Origin of the sequence: Methanofervidicoccus sp. A16 (genome assembly GCF_003351865.1) — an archaeon.
Lineage (GTDB): Archaea > AGJL01 > Methanococci > Methanococcales > Methanococcaceae > Methanofervidicoccus.
In genome coordinates this window covers 281,729-301,443 of record NZ_CP022242.1, presented here as the reverse complement: position 1 = coordinate 301,443, position 19,715 = coordinate 281,729, and the positions used below count along the sequence as shown (strand labels likewise).

Below are 19,715 nucleotides of genomic sequence, written 5' to 3'. Positions count from 1 at the left end.
GGTGTTTGATGCAAAGAGGTTTATAGAGGAGACTGTCTCCAAGTTGAAGGAAGAGTTAAAAGATAAGAGGGCAATTATAGCCCTCAGTGGAGGGGTAGATAGTTCTGTAGCGGCGGTACTTACTGCCAAGGCAATAGGAGATAGACTTTTGGCTGTATTTGTAGATACAGGACTTATGAGGAAGGGGGAGGCAGAGGAGATATACAAGATATTCAAGGAGGGTTTAGAGATAAATCTTAAAATTGTAGATAAAAAGGATCTCTTTTTAAATGCCTTAAAAGGAGTAAAGGATCCAGAGGAGAAGAGGAAGATCATAGGTAAGTTATTTATAGAGGTATTTGAGGAGGTTGCAAGAGAGAACGGGGAGGAGGTTCTAATCCAAGGTACCATAGCACCTGATTGGATAGAGAGTGAGGGGAAGATTAAAACCCACCACAACATAGCCCTACCAAGTGGTATGGTTTTAGAGGTTGTAGAACCACTTAGGGATCTCTACAAAGATGAGGTTAGGTTAGTTGCAAAGGAGTTAGGCCTACCAGATAAGATAGTGTATAGACAGCCCTTCCCAGGTCCAGGTCTTGCTGTAAGGGTGTTGGGGGAGGTTACCCCAGAGAAGTTGGAGATATGTAGGGAGGCAAACGCCATAGTTGAGGAGGAGGTGGAGAGGGAGGGGCTGAATAGAAAACTCTGGCAGTACTTTGCAGTGGTACTTGACAGTAAGGCTACAGGGGTTAAGGGAGATATAAGGGAGTACAACTGGATAGTTGCTATTAGGATGGTGGAGTCCTTAGATGCTATGACGGCAAGTGTTCCGGAGATACCTTTTAGTCTTCTAAAGAGGATAAGTAAGAGAATCACTTCAGAGGTTCCAAATGTTGCAAGGGTGGTATTCGATATTACAGATAAACCTCCTGCAACTATAGAGTTTGAGTAATCTCCTTACAATCTCTATAATGATGATCTACAATCTTATCTTCACTCAACAGTATCTCTGGTTTATTATCCGTTAATATTTTGGGGTTTTGAATTCTCTGTTATTATCCCAGTGCTATACATTTCTTAGAGGGAACTTGAGGAAGAGGAGATACTGGCTGAGATGAGGACAGAGGAAAGAATAATACTTAGTGTTTTTCAAGATTTTAAATTATAATAAAAATTATAAAAATAAATAAAGAATAAATAGCAAGCCTAAAAAAGTAGGATTATCAAATTTACCTAATACTTAGTGTAAGATAGAAAAAATTAACTTTTCTTCTTAATGTTTTATACTTTTTTGATTTTTTATTATTTTTTTAATTTTTTTATTATTATTTCTTATAATATAGTACTCTTGGGAAATTATGTTAAAAAACCTTCTTAAAAAATTGAAAAGGGATCATCTTGTTAGGGACAGTGTCTATATGGTAATTTCCAACATCTACTCCAAGGGTATGGCCTATCTATTTTACTTTATAACTGCAATTATTCTGGGTACAGAGGGTTTTGGTATCTTAAGGGGATTACTACCTCTAATGGATACTGTGATCATACTTTTCTGTTCAGGGATACCTCCTTCTATGGCGAGATATATCTCCCGTTATTCAGGAAAGGATTACACTTGGATCTTCTCTATACTGTTAGTGATGGTAGTACTTTCTACCCTTGGAGCCTTATTCATCTTTCTTCTAAGGTATATTCTAAGTGGAGGATATGAAGATATAGGTACAACACTCTATTTAGTAGTAGGTTTTACAGTGATATCTTCCTCCTTTATATCCTGGGGTAGAGGAGTACTTCAGGGACTTCTGAAGATAAAGGATCTCTCAGAAACTTGGATAGTGGAGTACCTGTTTAAAATACCTTTGGCAGTAGTATTCTCTCTATATCTAGGTGTCTTAGGTGCTATACTCTCTATATCCCTTTCCTACATCTTAGGAGGTTTCTTTGGATTTCACCTGTTAAGGAGGTATATAGAAATAGAAAAGTTAGATATTGTTAATACACTTAGAGAAAAAAGAGATTTAATTAAAGAGGTAATTTTCTACTCCATACCTATAGCCTTAGGGACTGCATCCTACCGTCTTTTGAACGACTTAGACAGTGTAGTTATAATGTCCCTCTTAGGAGCCCAGGATAACGGTATATATGGATACGCCTCTCTACTCTCCCGTGGGGTTTTTCTATTTGCCTCTGCAGTGGGAATACCTCTACTACCAAGGATAGCTAAGACTCGAGATTTTAATAGTATAAAAAAAGCACTTCTTATAAATCTAACCTTGATAACTCCAGTACTTCTAATTATGTTTCTTTTTCCAGAAGAGATTTTGAGGATCTTCTTTGGAGTAGAGGATGAGAGGGCTGTTATCTCTCTAAAGGTACTGTCAATTTCAGCAGGTTTTATGAGTTCATATACTGTATGCGCCTCTGCACTTCAAGGTCTAGGTTATGGAAAGATACCTCTCTATATTCTTTTAATTGGGATTACACTAAATGGTATCTTAAACTATCTATTCGTTAAAAAAATAGGTATTGTAGGGGGTGCTTATGGAACTCTAATATCCTCTATTCTCATCTTTATCTTAATAACACTATATCTAAAAAGAGTATATAAAAAGTGCGGGGGAGGGGATTTGAACCCCTGAACCCCTACGGGACTAGGCCCTCAACCTAGCGCCTTTGGCCAGGCTCGGCAACCCCCGCTTAAAATAGGTACTATCTAGTACTAAATAGTAGTATATAAACATTTCGCCGAAAACTATATATAGAAGATTAGAATATTTAGGGATGTGTATAGGATGTGCCGAGGTGGCTTAGTCTGGTTATAGCGCTCGGCTCATACGGATAGTCCCAAGGTCTTTCCTTGGGTCCTGGGAAACCGAGAGGTCGAGGGTTCAAATCCCTCCCTCGGCACCACTTAAACAGCAATCCTTGGATCTATCTCCAGTGCTTTATCTAAATTCTAAATTAATATTTAGACGCTTCTTCGTATCTTCCTAACTTATAGAGGGCATTTCCCTTCATTGAGCCATTCTTCTACTGTCTTACCATATAATATTCTTTTTTATATTCATTGTTAATTTTTTAGTATGGTTAAAAATAGTATAGTATGTAAAATAAAACGTTGTTAACGTTGTTACTATTTTCTGGAGATGAATACTGAAAGGAGAAAATCTACTGATTTCTAAAAAAAGATGTTTAAGACGTGTTTTGTAGAGATTATTATTTAATTCTTAAACTCTATTTTATATACAATTTTATCGGAAATCCTTACTAAAATCAGAATACATCCCTGATCAATAAGAAATTATTCTTTTCTAAAAACTCTAAATATGGGGGTTCTCTACTTTTTTATTTTTTTATTTTTAATTTTTATAGAGTTTAAAAAACTTAGAGATATTTATTTAATAAGTTTTGTATTGTTAGGTAGAATTTATCATTATAGGCAATAACAACAGTGTTATTTTAATAGCACAAAAAATATTTTTTATAAAATTTTTTATTTATTGATAAAAATTAAAATGTTATGTAATATCAGTATTGTATTTTTTATCAATAAAATGAGATAGGAGTTAACTATGATAGTCTCAATAATCGGTGGAACTGATGGGCTGGGAAAGTGGTTTGCAAGATTCTTAAAGAGTAGGGGATTTGACATAGTTGTTACTGGAAGGGATGTAAACAAAGGTAAAAATGTAGAGAAAGAGTTGGGAGTAATGTTTACAACAGATAATATAGAGGCGGCAAAAAAAGGAGATGTGGTGGTTGTAGCAGTACCTATAAACGTCACTGAAAGGGTAATAAGGGAGGTTGCGCCCCATGTTAGAGAAGGTTCTCTTCTTATGGATATCACATCTATAAAGGAGATACCAGCCAAAGCCATGGAGGAATGTGTAAAGGAAGGTGTATGTGTTATACCTACCCACCCTATGTTCGGACCTTCCACTCCCTCCTTGAAGAGGCAAGTTGTAATACTCACACCCTCTGAGAAATATATGTCAAATCCTTGGTTTAGGAAGGTGAAGGAATTCTTAGAAAGAGAGGGGGCAAGAGTAGTTATAATGACTCCTAAGGAACATGATAGAATAATGGGCATTATTCAGGGTTTAACCCATTACGCCTATATATCCCTTGGAACAACATTGAAGGAGTTGAATGTAAATATAAAAGAGTCTAGAAAGTACGCCTCACCAATATATGAACTTATGATAAACATTATAGGGAGGATTATAGGACAGAATCCTTATCTCTACGCAGATATCCAGATGTACAACCCTCAGATAGAACACATCCATGAAACCTTCATTAAGGAATGTATTAAGATAAAAGACATAGTTGCCAAAAAGGATAGGGAATCTTTCGTTAATATAATGAAGGAGGCTGCTAAGCACTTTGGAAGTGAGACTATAAGGGGGATGAGGTATTCAAACAAGGCTGTTGGGGCAATTATCGAGGAGATGGAAAAGTTAGAGAGATCCATAGGCAAGGAGGTAGCGTTAAAGCATATATATACTGGACATATTCACTATGGAACTTTAAAAGATATTGTAGACGATACTGTAGTTTTAAGTAAAAATGGTAGAGAGATAAGGGTAAATATTGCTAATATATCTTTAATGGAGGAGAAAGAGTTAGAGGAGTGGAAAAGAGAGAACTTAAAGAGATACTTTAATGATATATCTGTGCTCTTTAAGGAGAATGTAGATGAGAAAATTATACTGAAACTTTTGAGAGGAATGTTTGATGTTGATATTTTAGATGTCTATCAGGGAGAGGGGATTGAGAGAGGATTTAAAAGTATTACATTTAGAATTTACAGTTATAAGAGGGAGGAATTACCTAAATTAAAGGAGCGTTTCTTAGAGGTTATCAAAAATATAGGTGGAAGAGAGAGGTATGGGGATAAAAATCTCCAATGTAAGGAGGTTGTAAGGGAACATAATTAATAAATAATAACCCTAGTTCCCGTCAAAAGAATAGTTAAAAAAATAATAAGAACAATTATAAAAATAATAAAAAAATGTTTAAAAAATAGAAAACTTCTATTATCTCCGATATAAAATATTTTAAAAATAAGATTGGAGGGGAATGATCCTCTATATACCTTCCAATATAATTGGATATCAGAGTAAGGTTTTCTATCTTACCTAGGTGATTAGAAAGATCCTAGAGTGTTTAATAGTTTTATTTTAATCATGATTTTTATTAATAATGATTATTATTATTTTCATTATTCTTTTAATCACCACTTGGTAGGAACTAAGGTAAATAATAACATTATTTAATAAAAATTATAATAATTATTTTATTATTTCAAAGATCAAATATCACCGAAAAATAAAAATAAAACTAGGCCAAAAACTATTCTATATATTCCAAAGGGAACAAAGGTATATCTTTTCACATACTTCAAAAATAGTCTAACTGTAATTAGGGTTGTAAAAAAGGTAATTACGAATCCCAGTATTAAGGCATACATATCTCCAATATTTAACTTTTCAAGATTTTTGTATATGCTAAAGAGTGTAGCGGCCAATATTACAGGTATTGCACATAGGAAGGAGAATTCTGTGGCAGTTTTCCTATCTAAGTTAGATAGCAAACCTCCTATAATGGTAGCACCTGAGCGAGAAGTACCTGGGATAAAGGAGAACACCTGAGCAATACCTATCATTAATGACTGTCTGTAGGTTATATCCTCTAAACTCTTGGTAGTATTTTTATCTTCTCTGTAGAACCTCTCAATGATTAAGAATATTATGCCTCCAAAGATAAAACTTAAGGCCACGGTGGTAACGGAGAATAGTGTTATTATCTCCTTATAAAAAAGTAGTCCTACTACACCAGTTGGTATAAAGGATACAATTATCTTTTTCCACAGGTTTAAACTCCTTCTAAGTTTTTCGGAGTACTGGTAGCATATTGCAAGTATCGCCGATAACTGTATAGTTATCTCAAAGTTTATATGGACACTACTCTGGGGAATATCTAATAGATGGGATACTACTATCATATGTCCTGTGGAGGATATGGGTAAGAACTCTGTAACTCCCTCTACTATACTTAGAATCATTATCTGGATTATATCCATAGATGTCTCCTTGATACGTTTATAAAATGTTAACCAAAAAACCAAAAAATATGAATCTTAACAAAAAGTTATTTTAATTATAAAAATCTTAATAAACTCTTTTGATTCTTAACAGAAAATGTTATATATTAAATATTATGAAGATAGGAAGCAACGATTGATAACTATTTTTCAGAAAAATATCCTAAAATAGACGGTGAAAGAGGATGGATTTAGAAAAAAAACTAGAAAAAACTATATTGCCTCCCTCAATAAAGAAGGAATTAATAAATAGGATAACTAAAGAAAATATTACCGATGAGGAAATTGTAGATGAGATAATTTCTGAAACTGTAGAGGCGTATAAAAAGACACTTGTAGAACCTAACGAGGCTGTAGGTATTGTAGCCGCCCAATCTATCGGGGAGCCAAGTACTCAGATGACCATGAGAACTTTCCACTACGCAGGGGTTGCAGAACTTAACGTTACCTTAGGTCTTCCAAGGATGGTTGAGATCGTAGATGCTAGGAAGGAACCTTCAACTCCTATAATGACTATCTATTTAACTGAGGAATACAGGTACAGTAGGGAAAAGGCTGAAGAGGTTGCCAGGAATATTGAGAGTATAACAGTTGAGGATATAGCAGATGATATAAACATCGACTTAGTTAACAACTGTATAAATGTAATTTTAAACAGCGAAAAAATGGCTAAAAGGGATATTACAGTAGATGATGTGGTTAACGCTATTAAAAAGAAGATGAAGTTAAAGATAGAAGTAGATGGAAACATACTCCGATTAATAATTAAATCTCCTTCTCTAAGGGCGTTGAGTAAGAGGATTCCTAAGGTTAAATCTATACATCTCAAGGGAGTGCCAAATATCTCAAGGATAATTATAAGGAGAGACGATACTACAGGAGAGTACGTTTTATACAGTCAAGGTTCTAACCTAAGGGAAGTATTTAAAGTGGAAGGTGTAGATACAACTAGGACTATTACAAATAATATAATCGAGATCCAGGAGGTTCTAGGTATAGAGGCTGCAAGGAATGCTATTATTAACGAGATGAGTGATACCTTAAGTCAGCAGGGTCTTACAGTGGATATCAGGCATCTTATGTTGGTTGCTGACATTATGACTGTGGACGGTATGGTGAAACCTATAGGTAGACATGGTATCAGTGGAGAGAAGGCATCAGTTCTTGCAAGGGCGGCATTCGAGGAGACTGTAAAACACCTCTACACTGCAGCCCAGCGGGGAGAGGTGGATAAGTTAAATGGTGTCATAGAAAACATTATTGTTGGAAAACCTGTGTCCGTTGGAACTGGATGTGTAGATGTTTATATAGATAGGGAGTATGAGGAAGGTAAGGTGGAACTGGAGAAGGAGGAGAGGCAAAAAGTATAAATATTTAAATGGGAAATAGGAATACAGGTTATTTTTCCCATTATTATATCTTTTTTGTTCTTACTGTTTTTTATCTATAAAACTCTTTTATAAATATCAATCAAGATGGGAGGAGGTAATAGAGTATGGACATAAACAAGGCTATAAGAACTGCTGTAGATACTGGAAATGTAATATTAGGTTCAAGAGAGAGTATAAAGTCAATAAAACATGGGGAAGGTAAGTTAGTAATCATAGCAGAAAACTGCAAAGAAGATATTATGGAGGATGTCAAGTACTACGCCAAATTATCCAATATTCCAGTTTATATCCACAATGTGAACTCTCTGGAGTTGGGGGCCATCTGTGGAAAACCATTTCCTGTTTCTGTAATGGTAATATTAGATCCTGGAAACTCGGATATTTTAAACATGGTTAAAAGTTAGAGATAAGGTGATAGTTAATGAAAGTTAGACTGACGACAGATGACATAATGAAGATCAACTACTTTGAAAAATTAACAGGGGCGGAAGTAATTGACTGTGTGTCTGACGATGAGAGGATCGTTTTCGTTGTCAAAGAGGGTAACATGGGTGCAGCAATTGGAAGAGGAGGGGAGAATGTTAAAACTGCCATGGAGAAGTTTAACAAGAAGGTGGATATTGTAGAGTACTCAAAGGATTTAAAGAAGTTCGTTAGAAATATATTTGAACCTCTTAAATTGGAGGATGTATGGATAAAGAAACAGAACGGCAAGTTAGTAGTATATATCAGAGTAGACCCAAAACTTAAAAGGGCTATTATAGGAGAAAGGGGAAAAAATATAAATAGAGCAATAACTATAATGAGTAGACTTTCTGACGCAAAGAATATAAGGGTAATTTCAGGGTTTAGAAGGCCAAAGGTAGGGTATAGAAAGTTTAGAAGAGGAAGATTTACAAAGAATGTAATGAAAAAACCTAGAGTAAAGGAAGAAACACCTGATAAAACCAAAAAAGAGGAAAATCAGTAAAAGGAGGTGGTGGAATGCCAGGAAGTAAATCTCCAAGGGGAGAGTTTGCTGGAAGAAAGTTAGTATTAAAGAGAAAAAAGTGTAGATGGCACGATTATAAGTATGTGAGAAGAGTTCTAAAGTTGAAGGAGAAGTACGATCCTCTTGAAGGGGCTCCTATGGCAAGGGGTATCGTAATTGAGAAGGTAGGGCTGGAGGCAAAACAGCCAAACTCTGCTATTAGAAAGTGTGTTAAAGTACAGTTAATTAAGAACGGTAGAGTAGTTACAGCCTTTGCCCCAGGAAACCATGCTATAAACTTCATAGATGAACACGATGAGGTAATTATTGAAGGTATTGGAGGTCCAAAGGGGCAGGCTAAGGGAGATATCCCAGGAGTTAGGTATAAAGTTGTTATGGTAGGTAAGAACTCTCTAAGGGAACTTGTTAGAGGAAGACAGGAGAAGGTTAAGAGATAATTAAGAAGTAATAAAATTTAAAAGGTGATAGTGTGGAGATCAAGATATTCAACAGGTGGGATACCACCGAAGTTGTTGTTAGAGATCCAAGTTTAAGAAGTTATATAAATATAAGGCCTATAATTGTACCTCATACTGCAGGAAGAAACACGAAGAAGATGTTCGACAAAGTTAAGATGAATATTGTAGAGAGACTTGCCAACAACCTTATGAGAAGGGAGCAGAATACAGGTAAGAAACACAAGGCCCTAAAAACAATAGAAGAGGCCTTTGAGATCATAGAGAAGAGAACAAAGAAGAATCCAGTACAGGTACTAGTTGACGCCTTAGAAAATGCAGGTCCAAGGGAGGAGACAACTAGAATATCCTACGGAGGTATTACATTCCTACAATCAGTAGATGTTTCACCTTCTAGAAGGTTAGATATAGCACTGAGAAATATAGCCTTAGGTGCACAGTACGCTGCACGTAGAAATAAGAAATCCTTTGCTGAGTGTCTTGCTGACGAGATAATATTCGCTGCAAGAGGAGATATACAGAGGAGTTATGCTGTTAGAAAGAAGGAAGAGAAGGAAAGAGTAGCAGAATCTGCTAGATAATTTAATCATAATATTTTATATATTATTAATGAATGTTACATAAATCTGTACTTCATAAAAAATGATATTTTAATCGTAAAAATAGTAAATATTAAAAACTCCTGAAGGAGGAGATCATGGGAAGAAGAGCAAAGATGGTTGAAAAGGTCAAAAAGTTAATGGAGATGCATGATAGAATCAGAAATATTGGTATTTGTGCTCACATAGATCATGGTAAAACTACACTATCTGACAACCTACTTGCTGGAGCAGGGATGATCTCTAAGGAACTTGCTGGAGAGCAGTTGGCATTGGACTTCGACGAGGAGGAGGCTGCAAGGGGTATTACTATCTACGCAGCAAACGTCTCCATGGTCCACGAGTACGAGGGTAAGGAGTACCTTATTAACTTAATAGACACTCCAGGACACGTAGACTTTGGAGGGGACGTTACAAGGGCAATGAGGGCTATAGATGGTACTATCGTCGTTGTATGTGCTGTAGAGGGAGTAATGCCTCAGACAGAGACTGTACTAAGACAGGCACTTAAGGAGAAGGTAAAACCTGTTCTATTTATAAACAAAGTAGATAGACTGATAAACGAGTTGAAGTTAACACCTGAGGAGTTGATGAACAGGTTTACAAAGATCATCAACGACGTCAACAAGTTGATACTTAAGATGGCTCCTGAGGAGTTTAAGGATAAATGGATCGTAAATGTAACTGACGGTAGTGTAGCATTTGGTTCTGCTTACTACAATTGGGCAATATCTGTACCTTTTATGAAGAAAAGAGGGGTATCCTTCAAAGATATTATCAAGTACTGTGAAGAGGATAGACAGAGAGAACTTGCTGAGAAGGCTCCACTTCATGAGGTAATCCTGGATATGGTAATTAAACACCTACCAGATCCACCAACTGCCCAGAAGTACAGGATTCCAAATATCTGGAAGGGTGACTTGAACTCAGAGATAGGTAAGGCAATGATAAACTGTGATCCTAACGGTCCTTTGGCAGGTGTTGTAACGAAGATTATAATGGATAAACACGCCGGTGCAGTGGCTGCCTGTAGACTGTTTAGTGGTAGGGTAAAACAGGGAGATGAGTTATACCTAGTTGGTACAAAACAGAAGGCAAGGGCTCAGCAGGTTGCAATATTCATGGGTGCAGAGAGGATACAGGTTCAAAGTGTTTCAGCAGGGAACATCTGTGCAATATCTGGATTGAAGGAGGCTAGTGCAGGAGAGACTATCTGTAAACCTGATTGTATCATAGATCCACCATTCGAGTCTATAACCCACGTAAGTGAACCTGTTATTACAGTAGCAATAGAGGCAAAGAATACCAAGGATCTTCCAAAGTTAATTGAGGTTCTTAGGCAGATAGCAAGAGAGGACAACACTGTCAAAGTGGAGATCAACGAGGAGACAGGGGAACACCTCATCAGTGGTATGGGAGAACTCCACATAGAGATCATAACAAAAACCAAGATAGGAAGGGATGCTGGTATCGAGGTAGAGGTTGGAGAGCCTATAGTTGTATACAGGGAAACTGTAACTGGTAAATCTCCAGTAATAGAGAGTAAGTCTCCTAACAAACATAACAAGTTGTACTTCGTAGTAGAGCCTTTAGAGGAAGGTGTACTCCAAGCATACAAAGAGGGTAAGATAAAAGACGAGGACTTCAAGAAGAGGACAACACCTGAGGTAGAGAAGGTACTGGTAGAGGCTGGAATGGATAAGGAGGAGGCTAAGAGGGTAATGTCCATATACGGAGGAAACATGTTCATCAACATGACTAGGGGTATTATCCAGTTGGATGAAGCTAGGGAGTTGCTAATTGAAGGTTTCAAGGAGGCTATGAGAAGTGGTCCTTTGGCTGGTGAGAAGTGTCTTGGAGTGAAGGTTAAACTTGTTGATGCAGTATTCCACGAGGACGCTATACACAGAGGTCCATCCCAGTTAATACCTGCTGTAAGGTGGGGTATAAGGGAGGCAATGATGCAGGCAAAACCTGTACTCTTGGAGCCTATGCAGAAGATATTCATCAACACACCACAGGACTACATGGGAGATGCAATGAGGGAGATAAGCAACAGAAGGGGTCAGATATTGGATATAGAACAGGAAGGAGACATGACTCTTATAAAGGCGAAGGCACCAGTTGCAGAGATGTTTGGATTTGCCGGTGCAATTAGAGGTGCTACCCAGGGTAGGTGTCTCTGGAGTATGGAGTTTGCAGGTTTTGAAAAGGTACCTAACGAATTACAGGATAAGGTTATAAGGGAGATAAGGGAGAGGAAAGGATTGAAGGTAGAGTAATAATCACCACAAAATATATATATCCCTTTATAATAATAGGTATAGCAATCTTTTCCAAATCTTTATAATCTTTTATTGATCAGATTTAAAACAAAAAAATAGAATGAGGTAAGAGTATGGCAAAGAAGAAGCCAGTACTAAATGTAGCATTTATAGGACACGTAGATGCAGGTAAATCTACAACAGTAGGTAGATTACTATTGGATAGTGGAGCTATAGACCCACAGGAGTTGGAGAGGTTAAGAAGAGAGGCTGAAGAGAAGGGTAAAGCAGGGTTCGAGTTCGCATATGTAATGGACAAGTTGAAGGAGGAAAGGGAAAGAGGAGTTACCATAGACGTTGCTCACAAGAAGTTCGAAACTAAGAAGTACGAGGTAACAATCGTAGACTGTCCAGGACACAGGGACTTCATTAAAAACATGATTACAGGAGCATCCCAGGCAGATGCTGCAATACTGGTAGTTGATGTAAACGACGCTAAAACAGGACTCCAGCCACAGACAAGAGAACACATGTTCCTAATTAGAACCCTTGGAGTAAATCAGTTGGCAGTTGCAATAAACAAGATGGACACTGTCAACTACAGTGAAGAGGAGTACAGGAAGATGAAGGAGATGCTCTCTAACCAGTTGTTGAGAATATTGGGATACAACCCAGACAACATCCACTTCGTACCTACAGCAGCCTACCATGGAGACAATGTTGTTAAGAAGTCAGAAAACATGCCATGGTACAAAGGTCCTACATTGGTAGAGGTTATAGACTCCTTCAACCCACCAGAGAAACCAGTTGACAAGCCATTAAGACTCCCAATTCAGGATGTATACTCCATTACTGGAGTAGGTACAGTTCCAGTTGGAAGAGTAGAAACAGGAGTTATGAGACCAGGAGATAAGATAGTATTTGAGCCTGCTGGAGTTACAGGAGAGGTTAAGTCTATAGAGATGCACCATGAACCAATACCACAAGCAGAGCCTGGAGACAACATAGGGTTCAACGTAAGAGGTGTCAGTAAGAAGGATATTAAGAGAGGAGACGTAGTAGGGCACCCAGACAACCCACCAACAGTAGCCTCAGAGTTCACAGCACAGATAGTAGTCCTACAGCACCCAACTGTAATTACAGCAGGATATACACCAGTATTCCATGCACACACAGCCCAGGTAGCCTGTACCTTCACAGAACTCCTCAAGAAGTTAAACCCTGCAACTGGTGAGGTTGTAGAGGAGAACCCAGACTATCTAAAAACAGGAGATGCTGCAATAGTTAAGATTGTACCTACAAAGCCTATGGTAATTGAGAATGTAAGAGAGATACCACAACTTGGTAGGTTTGCAATAAGAGATATGGGTATGACTGTTGCAGCAGGTATGTGTATAGATGTTAAACCTAAGAACAAGTAATTCCTTCTTCTTACTTTTTAATTATTTTTTTAATGGAGTGGGAGCATGCAGAGGGCTAGAATAAAGTTGAGCAGTACAGATCACAGGGAACTAGATGACGTCTGTAGGCAAATAAAGGAGATCGCTGAAAAAACAGGTGTAGATATAGCAGGACCTATACCATTACCTACGAAGAGGTTGAAGGTAGTGACAAGGAAATCTCCAGATGGAGAAGGTTCTTCCACCTTTGATAGATGGACTATGAAGATACACAAGAGACTCATAGATATTGAAGCAGATGAGAGAACTATGAAACGTATTATGAAAATAAGAATACCTGACTCTGTTCAGATAGAGATTGAACTAAGAGGCTAATTTTGAATAAGTATTAATGTCATAGGCAGGTCAGTTGTTGCAATAGTTGAATACTATTGCAACAAAACTCCTTATTTTAAGTTCCTTATCCCATAGTGGATAAGGAGAAAAATATTGTATAACTATATTCCATAGTGAATATAGTGGATTTTTATACTTTTTATAATTTCATTACGAAGTTTAAAAATTATTATATTTAGTACTTAGAAGTTGTTCAAAGAGAAGATTTTTATATCTTTTTTATAATGTTTATATTTTTGATCGGATTTTTATTTTTACAATAATAATTTTAATTCCATTATTTACACTACATGCACCATTAAAAACCTCAAAAAACAATAACTATAAAAAAATAGAAAATCCCCAAGACTGTTAATTTCTCTAAAAAACAAATATTCTCCTTTGGGCCAAGTATATTGAATAGAGGTTTTTTACTATTTTTTAAAGTCTTTTCTTTTTATCACTCCCATCACTTATTAAATTATCGATTATTATTCTCATTTTTAAGACCACTCTTAACTTCCTCTAAGAATCTCCCTACTCCAACCCTACTCATAACAGCAGATAATCTCTCCCTCTGAGGTTTCTCGGCGTACTTGGAGTATACCTTCAATACACTCTCTATTAAATTAATTATCCCATCCACATCCATCAACCTAAGGGGCACTCCAAATACTATATCTCTTCCAGATTTCCCTCCAACATATACCATATACCCCTCCTCTTTTACCTCCCTCCCCTCGTTAGGACAGGCCTTGATACACTTTCCACAACCTATACAGAGGTTGTAGTTGGTGTAGGAGGTTTTCCCTCTAACATCTATGGCATCAACCTTACAAACATCAGCACATCTTCCACATCCATTACAGTTTTCATTGGTCTCAGGGTACTTAACACCAACAATTCCAATATCGTGGATCTGTGGCCTAACACACTTGTTTGGACAGCCACTTATTGCGATCTTAAATTTATAAGGAGCAGGGTACTCCTTAAACCTCTCATCTATCAAGGTACACAACTCCTTAGTATCTACCAGTCCACTACTACAGTTCCCACCACCTGGACACCCAAGAACAGCCCTAACTAAAGGTCCCTCGGAACCTGTAATAAAGCCCCTTCTATGTAGTTCTAAAACTGTATCCTCCACATCCATTGGATGGATAGAGTGTATCTCAAATGCCCCCCTATCTGTTATCTTTATCCTGCCTCCATACTTTTCAGTTATCTCCACTATATCCCTTATCTCCTCTGTGGAATACCAACCACAAGGTTTCCCCCTTATCCTTATAAAGTGGGTATTATCTGCCCTCTTACCTACCCCTCCGTAGTCTGTGATCCAGTAGTAGGATATCTTTTTCCCCTTTTTTCCCCTCTCCTCTATCTCCCTTCTAAATTTTTTCATCTTCAACTTTCTCATCCTCTCTATACTCTCTATATCTACTCCTTCCTTCAACTCTATGGCCTCCTTAATATCCTCCCCCTTTTCAGTCCTAACTATCACTGTAGAGTATCCCTCTGGACTTCCCACAGATCCCACAGAGACGTCTGCCATTACAGAGTCGAAATCTCTACAGATCCTACACCCTTCACAGTAATTTAGTTCCTCCAGGGGAACTGTATACCTCTCCCCCTCCTTAGTAATCATTATAAACGTTCCCCTCTTAATATCGAACTTCTCTATATCTTCCCTTTTAAGGTTATTCTTTTCAAGGACCCTATCTATACTCTCCTCTTCAAACTTCCCCATACAGAACAGTCCAATTAAGTACTCTATCCTTGGAAAATTCACCATTCTCCCATCCCAACCTATCTCACCGTTGTACTTAGCCAGATACGGGAAGTACTGAAGTTTTCTAAGACCAGATATTTGACATGGAAGACCTACAACTGCAACCCTCTCAATACCTATCTCCCCTGCAGTTCTAAGGGCATCAAGGGTAGAGATCGTATATTTAGATCTTGCAGATCTCTCTATATCCTTAGGATCCTGTACTATCATAGATACAGGTTTCCAGCACTCATCACCTACAACTATCGCCCCATCTATCTTATTATTCTCCAAGAGGTACTTTAAAAATGCAGTAACCACCCCGCCATCCTGCCCCTCAATATCTCCCCTTCCATAGCAGTACTCCTCCCTCTCCTTAAAACCTGCCCTGATCCTTATCTGATAACCTCCAGAAGATACCCTTGGACATACCTCGTAGCACATACCATGCCCTTTCCTTAGACATTCCTCTTTTAACTTGGGAACGTCCTCAAAAATCACTATATTATTTGGACACACTATAGCACAGGTACTACACTTAGCACATAGACCGTTGTCTACTATTTCACTTAGTTTCCACTGGTACATGATTTTCACCTATATTAATTAAATATTAGACAAAACAGTAAAATTTGTTTTATAATAAGTAATATAAAATTTATGATTAAAATTGGTATCAAATGAATCAATTCTCCGTCCCTCTTGGAACATTTTAAACATAAAGATAATAAAAGAGAGAGGACCTAAATTCTCTTTATTTAGCAGGCATATCAACCCTGCTACAACCTATAATAGAACTAGTAGGGAAAAAATTGATAATTTTTTGAATTTAATAAAAATTATTAAACAATTTTATAAGTAAAATCTTTTTTTTTCAAAAATATCATCATTTTTTACATATTTTATAATCTTATAAACCCTACTTCCCATCAAAAGAATAGTTTAAAGAATAATAAAAATAATTATAAAAATAATAAAAATAAAGAAAAAAGGTTTAAAAAAAACAGAAGACTTCTATTATCCTAGATATAGCATTTTAAAAAGAAGATTGGAGGTGAATGATCCTCTGAATATCTTTTAATATAGGGATTCAGAATAAGATCTCCTATCTTACCTAAGTGTTCAGAAAGATCCTAAAGATATTTAACATTAACCTGGTTCCCATCAAGATTGTAAGAAGAATAATAAAAATAATAATATAAAAAATAATAAAAATCTTAATGAGGAATAATAATAAAATGTAATAAAATTTGGATACTGGATAAACAAGTAATTATCACTTTTTGATGGAAAGTAGGGCATTAATAATAGCAACCTATTAGGAAGTATCTACTCCACTTCCATTTAGTATCTTAGAGTATCCCAGGAGAGATTATCTATCTCTTATTTTTGATCTTAATACCTTCTTTTTATTACTTTATAATTATTCTTATCAGAATTTATTGATTATTTTAATCATGATTTTTATTATAACAATTATTATTATTTTTTCATTTTTTCATTGTTCTTTTAATCACTACTTGGTAGGAACTAAGGTATTTTATAATAGAATAATAATTCCTATTAACAGTGTTTTTCTACAAATTATACAAGGAGTTTTAAGATCAATATGCCTCAAAAAATAAGGGCCAATGGAATTTCACATGTTTCCCAATACTCAGAAATAATCCAAAAAAGAAAATAATTATCTTAAGTCTTTTTTTCTTAGTAAGTATTAGAGTTATTTATTTTGAATTTTTGTATATAAAAACTAACCTGGTATAACCATGATAACCATAATAAGCCCAGAGGGAAGTTCTACAACTTATGCCCTAAAGAGGGCTATAGAGGATCTAGGAGTAAGATGTGAGATACAACTCTTAGCAGATGATAGATTAATAGTGGATAGAGATTTCAATATAGAGTGTGATTTAATACATCCCAGATGTAGTATAGGTAATTACTTAGATAGATTAACCATGTACTCCTGGCAGGTGTTAAATGCCTTGGAATGTGAAGGGCATACCTTTATAAACAGTTTAAAAACCCTATATAACTCATCAGATAAGTTTAAAACTATTAAAATACTCTCTAAAAATAAAATAAATACTCCAAAAACCGCCCTAATAAGAGATTACGAAGATGCAAAAAGGTTTATGGAGAGGGAAAATTTGGACTATCCCGTGGTACTGAAGAACTCCTTTTCAAAGTGTGGAGTTACAGTTAGAAAGATAACATCAGATGAGGAGTTAAAAAAATACACCAAGAATGCAATATGGGAGGGAATGATAGTACAGGAGTATATAGACTTTAAAATCGGAGATGCCTACAGGGATATTAGGATACTGGTAGTCGAAGATGAGGTAGTTGGTGGATATAGTAGGGTTAGTAAAAACTTCATTACCAATCTATATATGGGAGGTTCTATTAAGCCTGTAGAAATCACTGAAGAACTGGAGGATTTGGCACTTAGATGTGCCCAGGCTATGGGTGGGGATATAATGGGAGTAGATATACTTCCCTCGAAGGAGGGTTATTATGTTATTGAAACTAACGCCGTACCAGGTCTAAAGGGATTCCAGTACTTAGGTGTAGATGCAGATTACAGGATCGCAGAGTTTTTAATAAGGTGCAGTAAGGTATAAATCTCTTAGGGGATTTCTATGATGGAGTTGATCTATGGTTTCATCTTTATATTTATCGCTATAATCCTATCTATCAAAGAAGAGATCAGGTTAGAGAAGGAGATACTGTATTCTGCCTTTCTGGCACTTGTTCAACTTATACTGTTAGGTTATGTTCTTATCTATGTTTTTGAATATGAGGGAATGATAATTACCTACATCATAGTACTTGTAATGATACTTACTGCAACCTATATCGTCAACAGTAAAATTAGTACTAAAATTAAAGGTAATAAATGGTTTATGTTTTTTTATATCTTCTTAACACTTCTAACAGTTGCCTTCTTTACCTTGATAGTATGGAAGTTTTCCTATATAGTGCCCTACGAACCAAGGTATATTATTCCCTTAATGGGCATGATTGTTGGAAATTCCATGAATACCATCCATTTGGCACTGGATAAGATCATAGATCATATTAGATCCAACAGAGATATACTCTGGGGTTATCTAGCTTTAGGTGCATCTGAGTTTCAGGCACTGAAACCATTTATGAAGGTGGCGATTACCTCCGCCGTTATACCTAAGATGAACATGACTAAATCTGTAGGCATTATATTTATACCAGGGACTATGACAGGTATGTTACTCAGTGGTGTAGATCCTCTATATGCGGCGAAGATTCAAGTTATAATTATGTGGATGATACTGGGAACTGCCTTACTTTCAGGTTTAATACTCTGTTATCTCTCCTACAGGGAGTTAATTAGGATATAATATAGTATTTTATTGGCTATTGTTATTTTACAGCCTCCAGCTTTGAGATAGAAAACTTTAAATAGAGGAAAATATACCTTTTATATTCGTAGATACTACTAAAAATCGGATTATAGTAAATTAAAACTTATTATTACTATCTTTTTTCTTTTTTGACCAAAAAAATTGGAATTAAAAAGTAAATAATAAAAAAATTAATAATAATAAAAATTATTTTTTAATATTCAAAAGGTGAAATTGATGTTCAAAGCAACGATTAGTAATGCAAAGGAGTTTAAAAAAATAATTGATGCCATGAGTAACTTAGTAGATGAGATCTCCTTTGAGGTAGATGAAAGGGGTCTAAGGGCAAGTGCAATGGATCCATCTCACGTAGCGCTAGTGAGTGTGAATGTTCCAAGGGAGGCTTTTGAGGAGTATATTGCAGATCCTCATGAAATAGGGGTAAATCTTGAGGCGTTGAAAAAGATCATGAAAAGAGCAAAATCGAAGGAAAAATTGGCTTTAGAACTGGATGAGGAGAAAAACAGGTTGAATATTATCCTTAAAAACGATGCGACGAGAAAGTTCTCACTCGCCCTCTACGATGTCAGTACCTCGAATGTTAAAGTACCAGATCTGAACTATCCAAATGAGATAGTTATAAAGGCGGGGGCATTCAAAGATGCCCTGAAGGATGCAGAGTTAGTTGATGACCATGTCACTCTACAGACAGATGAAGAGGGTAGATTTATAGTATTTTCAAAGGGAGATATAAATCAGTGTGAGACGATCTTCGATGAAAACAGTGAGGCTGTATTGGATATAAGGATCACAGAACCTGCAAGAAGTACCTTCAGTCTCTCATACTTGGAGGATATTACAAAGGCAGCATCCTCAGACGATATACTCCACATATACTTAGGAACTGACATGCCTGTAAAGATAGAGTTTAACATTGCAGATGGAAAGATTCTCTTCCTCCTGGCTCCAAGGATAGAGTCCTAAATTTTTTTATCGGGAAA

General features: G+C 36.4%; 16 protein-coding genes and 2 tRNA genes. 15 read left to right on the top strand and 3 right to left on the bottom strand.

Annotated features, from left to right (window positions below; genetic code table 11):
• The first annotated feature begins 1 nt into the window (after window position 1).
• Together guaA and CFE53_RS01375 are read left to right on the top strand one after the other, a co-directional pair.
• Window positions 2-934, top strand: coding sequence for a glutamine-hydrolyzing GMP synthase (guaA, locus tag CFE53_RS01380; protein WP_148120102.1), 933 nt, complete (start codon window positions 2-4; stop codon window positions 932-934).
• Window positions 935-1,340: 406 nt separating this feature from the next.
• The gene (locus tag CFE53_RS01375; RefSeq protein WP_148120101.1) at window positions 1,341-2,621 is read left to right on the top strand and encodes a flippase; all 1,281 of its coding nucleotides are present in this window, start codon (window positions 1,341-1,343) and stop codon (window positions 2,619-2,621) included.
• Here the strand turns inward: CFE53_RS01375 and CFE53_RS01370 are convergent.
• A tRNA-Leu gene (locus CFE53_RS01370) sits at window positions 2,595-2,679 on the bottom strand. The genes CFE53_RS01375 and CFE53_RS01370 overlap by 27 nt on opposite strands.
• Before the next feature lie 99 nt (window positions 2,680-2,778).
• Between CFE53_RS01370 and CFE53_RS01365 the strand changes: the two genes are divergently transcribed.
• Both CFE53_RS01365 and CFE53_RS01360 read left to right on the top strand, forming a co-directional pair.
• A tRNA-Met gene (locus tag CFE53_RS01365) sits at window positions 2,779-2,892 on the top strand.
• Window positions 2,893-3,554: 662 nt separating this feature from the next.
• On the top strand, window positions 3,555-4,922 hold the full coding sequence (locus CFE53_RS01360) for a prephenate dehydrogenase (RefSeq protein ID WP_148120100.1): 1,368 nt from the start codon (window positions 3,555-3,557) through the stop codon (window positions 4,920-4,922).
• 374 nt (window positions 4,923-5,296) lie between these two features.
• On the opposite strand, the gene CFE53_RS01355 is transcribed toward CFE53_RS01360, so the two are convergent.
• On the bottom strand, window positions 5,297-6,067 hold the full coding sequence (locus tag CFE53_RS01355; protein WP_148120099.1) for an undecaprenyl-diphosphate phosphatase: 771 nt from the start codon (window positions 6,065-6,067) through the stop codon (window positions 5,297-5,299).
• A gap of 206 nt (window positions 6,068-6,273) precedes the next feature.
• Here CFE53_RS01355 and rpoA2 point away from each other — a divergent pair, with 206 nt between their 5' ends.
• From rpoA2 to rpsJ, 8 genes are all read left to right on the top strand, one after another.
• The gene (rpoA2, locus tag CFE53_RS01350) at window positions 6,274-7,458 is read left to right on the top strand and encodes a DNA-directed RNA polymerase subunit A'' (RefSeq protein WP_148120098.1); all 1,185 of its coding nucleotides are present in this window, start codon (window positions 6,274-6,276) and stop codon (window positions 7,456-7,458) included.
• A 125-nt stretch (window positions 7,459-7,583) separates the two neighbouring features.
• Complete coding sequence (locus CFE53_RS01345; RefSeq protein WP_148120097.1) at window positions 7,584-7,883, top strand: 50S ribosomal protein L30e; 300 nt, start codon at window positions 7,584-7,586, stop codon at window positions 7,881-7,883.
• A 17-nt stretch (window positions 7,884-7,900) separates the two neighbouring features.
• Window positions 7,901-8,449 (top strand): NusA-like transcription termination signal-binding factor, encoded by a 549-nt coding sequence (locus tag CFE53_RS01340; protein ID WP_148120096.1) that lies wholly within the window; start codon window positions 7,901-7,903, stop codon window positions 8,447-8,449.
• A 14-nt stretch (window positions 8,450-8,463) separates the two neighbouring features.
• Window positions 8,464-8,907 (top strand): 30S ribosomal protein S12, encoded by a 444-nt coding sequence (locus tag CFE53_RS01335; protein ID WP_148120095.1) that lies wholly within the window; start codon window positions 8,464-8,466, stop codon window positions 8,905-8,907.
• Window positions 8,908-8,939: 32 nt separating this feature from the next.
• Complete coding sequence (locus tag CFE53_RS01330; protein ID WP_148120094.1) at window positions 8,940-9,506, top strand: 30S ribosomal protein S7; 567 nt, start codon at window positions 8,940-8,942, stop codon at window positions 9,504-9,506.
• A gap of 116 nt (window positions 9,507-9,622) precedes the next feature.
• On the top strand, window positions 9,623-11,806 hold the full coding sequence (locus CFE53_RS01325; RefSeq protein WP_148120093.1) for an elongation factor EF-2: 2,184 nt from the start codon (window positions 9,623-9,625) through the stop codon (window positions 11,804-11,806).
• Window positions 11,807-11,922: 116 nt separating this feature from the next.
• Window positions 11,923-13,209 carry a translation elongation factor EF-1 subunit alpha gene (gene tuf, locus CFE53_RS01320; protein ID WP_148120092.1) on the top strand — a complete coding sequence of 429 codons (1,287 nt, stop codon included), beginning with the start codon at window positions 11,923-11,925 and terminating at the stop codon, window positions 13,207-13,209.
• 45 nt (window positions 13,210-13,254) lie between these two features.
• Window positions 13,255-13,563, top strand: coding sequence for a 30S ribosomal protein S10 (gene rpsJ, locus CFE53_RS01315; RefSeq protein ID WP_148120091.1), 309 nt, complete (start codon window positions 13,255-13,257; stop codon window positions 13,561-13,563).
• 481 nt (window positions 13,564-14,044) lie between these two features.
• On the opposite strand, the gene CFE53_RS01310 is transcribed toward rpsJ, so the two are convergent.
• Window positions 14,045-15,919: a Coenzyme F420 hydrogenase/dehydrogenase, beta subunit C-terminal domain gene (locus CFE53_RS01310; RefSeq protein WP_148120090.1), complete on the bottom strand. Its 1,875-nt coding sequence runs from the start codon at window positions 15,917-15,919 to the stop codon at window positions 14,045-14,047.
• A 1,178-nt stretch (window positions 15,920-17,097) separates the two neighbouring features.
• Between CFE53_RS01310 and cofF the strand changes: the two genes are divergently transcribed.
• From cofF to CFE53_RS01295, 3 genes are all read left to right on the top strand, one after another.
• Window positions 17,098-17,955, top strand: a complete 858-nt coding sequence (cofF, locus tag CFE53_RS01305) for a coenzyme gamma-F420-2:alpha-L-glutamate ligase (RefSeq protein ID WP_148120089.1) — start codon at window positions 17,098-17,100, stop codon at window positions 17,953-17,955.
• An 18-nt stretch (window positions 17,956-17,973) separates the two neighbouring features.
• On the top strand, window positions 17,974-18,711 hold the full coding sequence (locus tag CFE53_RS01300; protein ID WP_148120088.1) for an ABC transporter permease: 738 nt from the start codon (window positions 17,974-17,976) through the stop codon (window positions 18,709-18,711).
• Window positions 18,712-18,951: 240 nt separating this feature from the next.
• Window positions 18,952-19,698, top strand: coding sequence for a DNA polymerase sliding clamp (locus tag CFE53_RS01295; RefSeq protein WP_148120087.1), 747 nt, complete (start codon window positions 18,952-18,954; stop codon window positions 19,696-19,698).
• The last annotated feature ends 17 nt before the right edge of the window (window positions 19,699-19,715 follow it).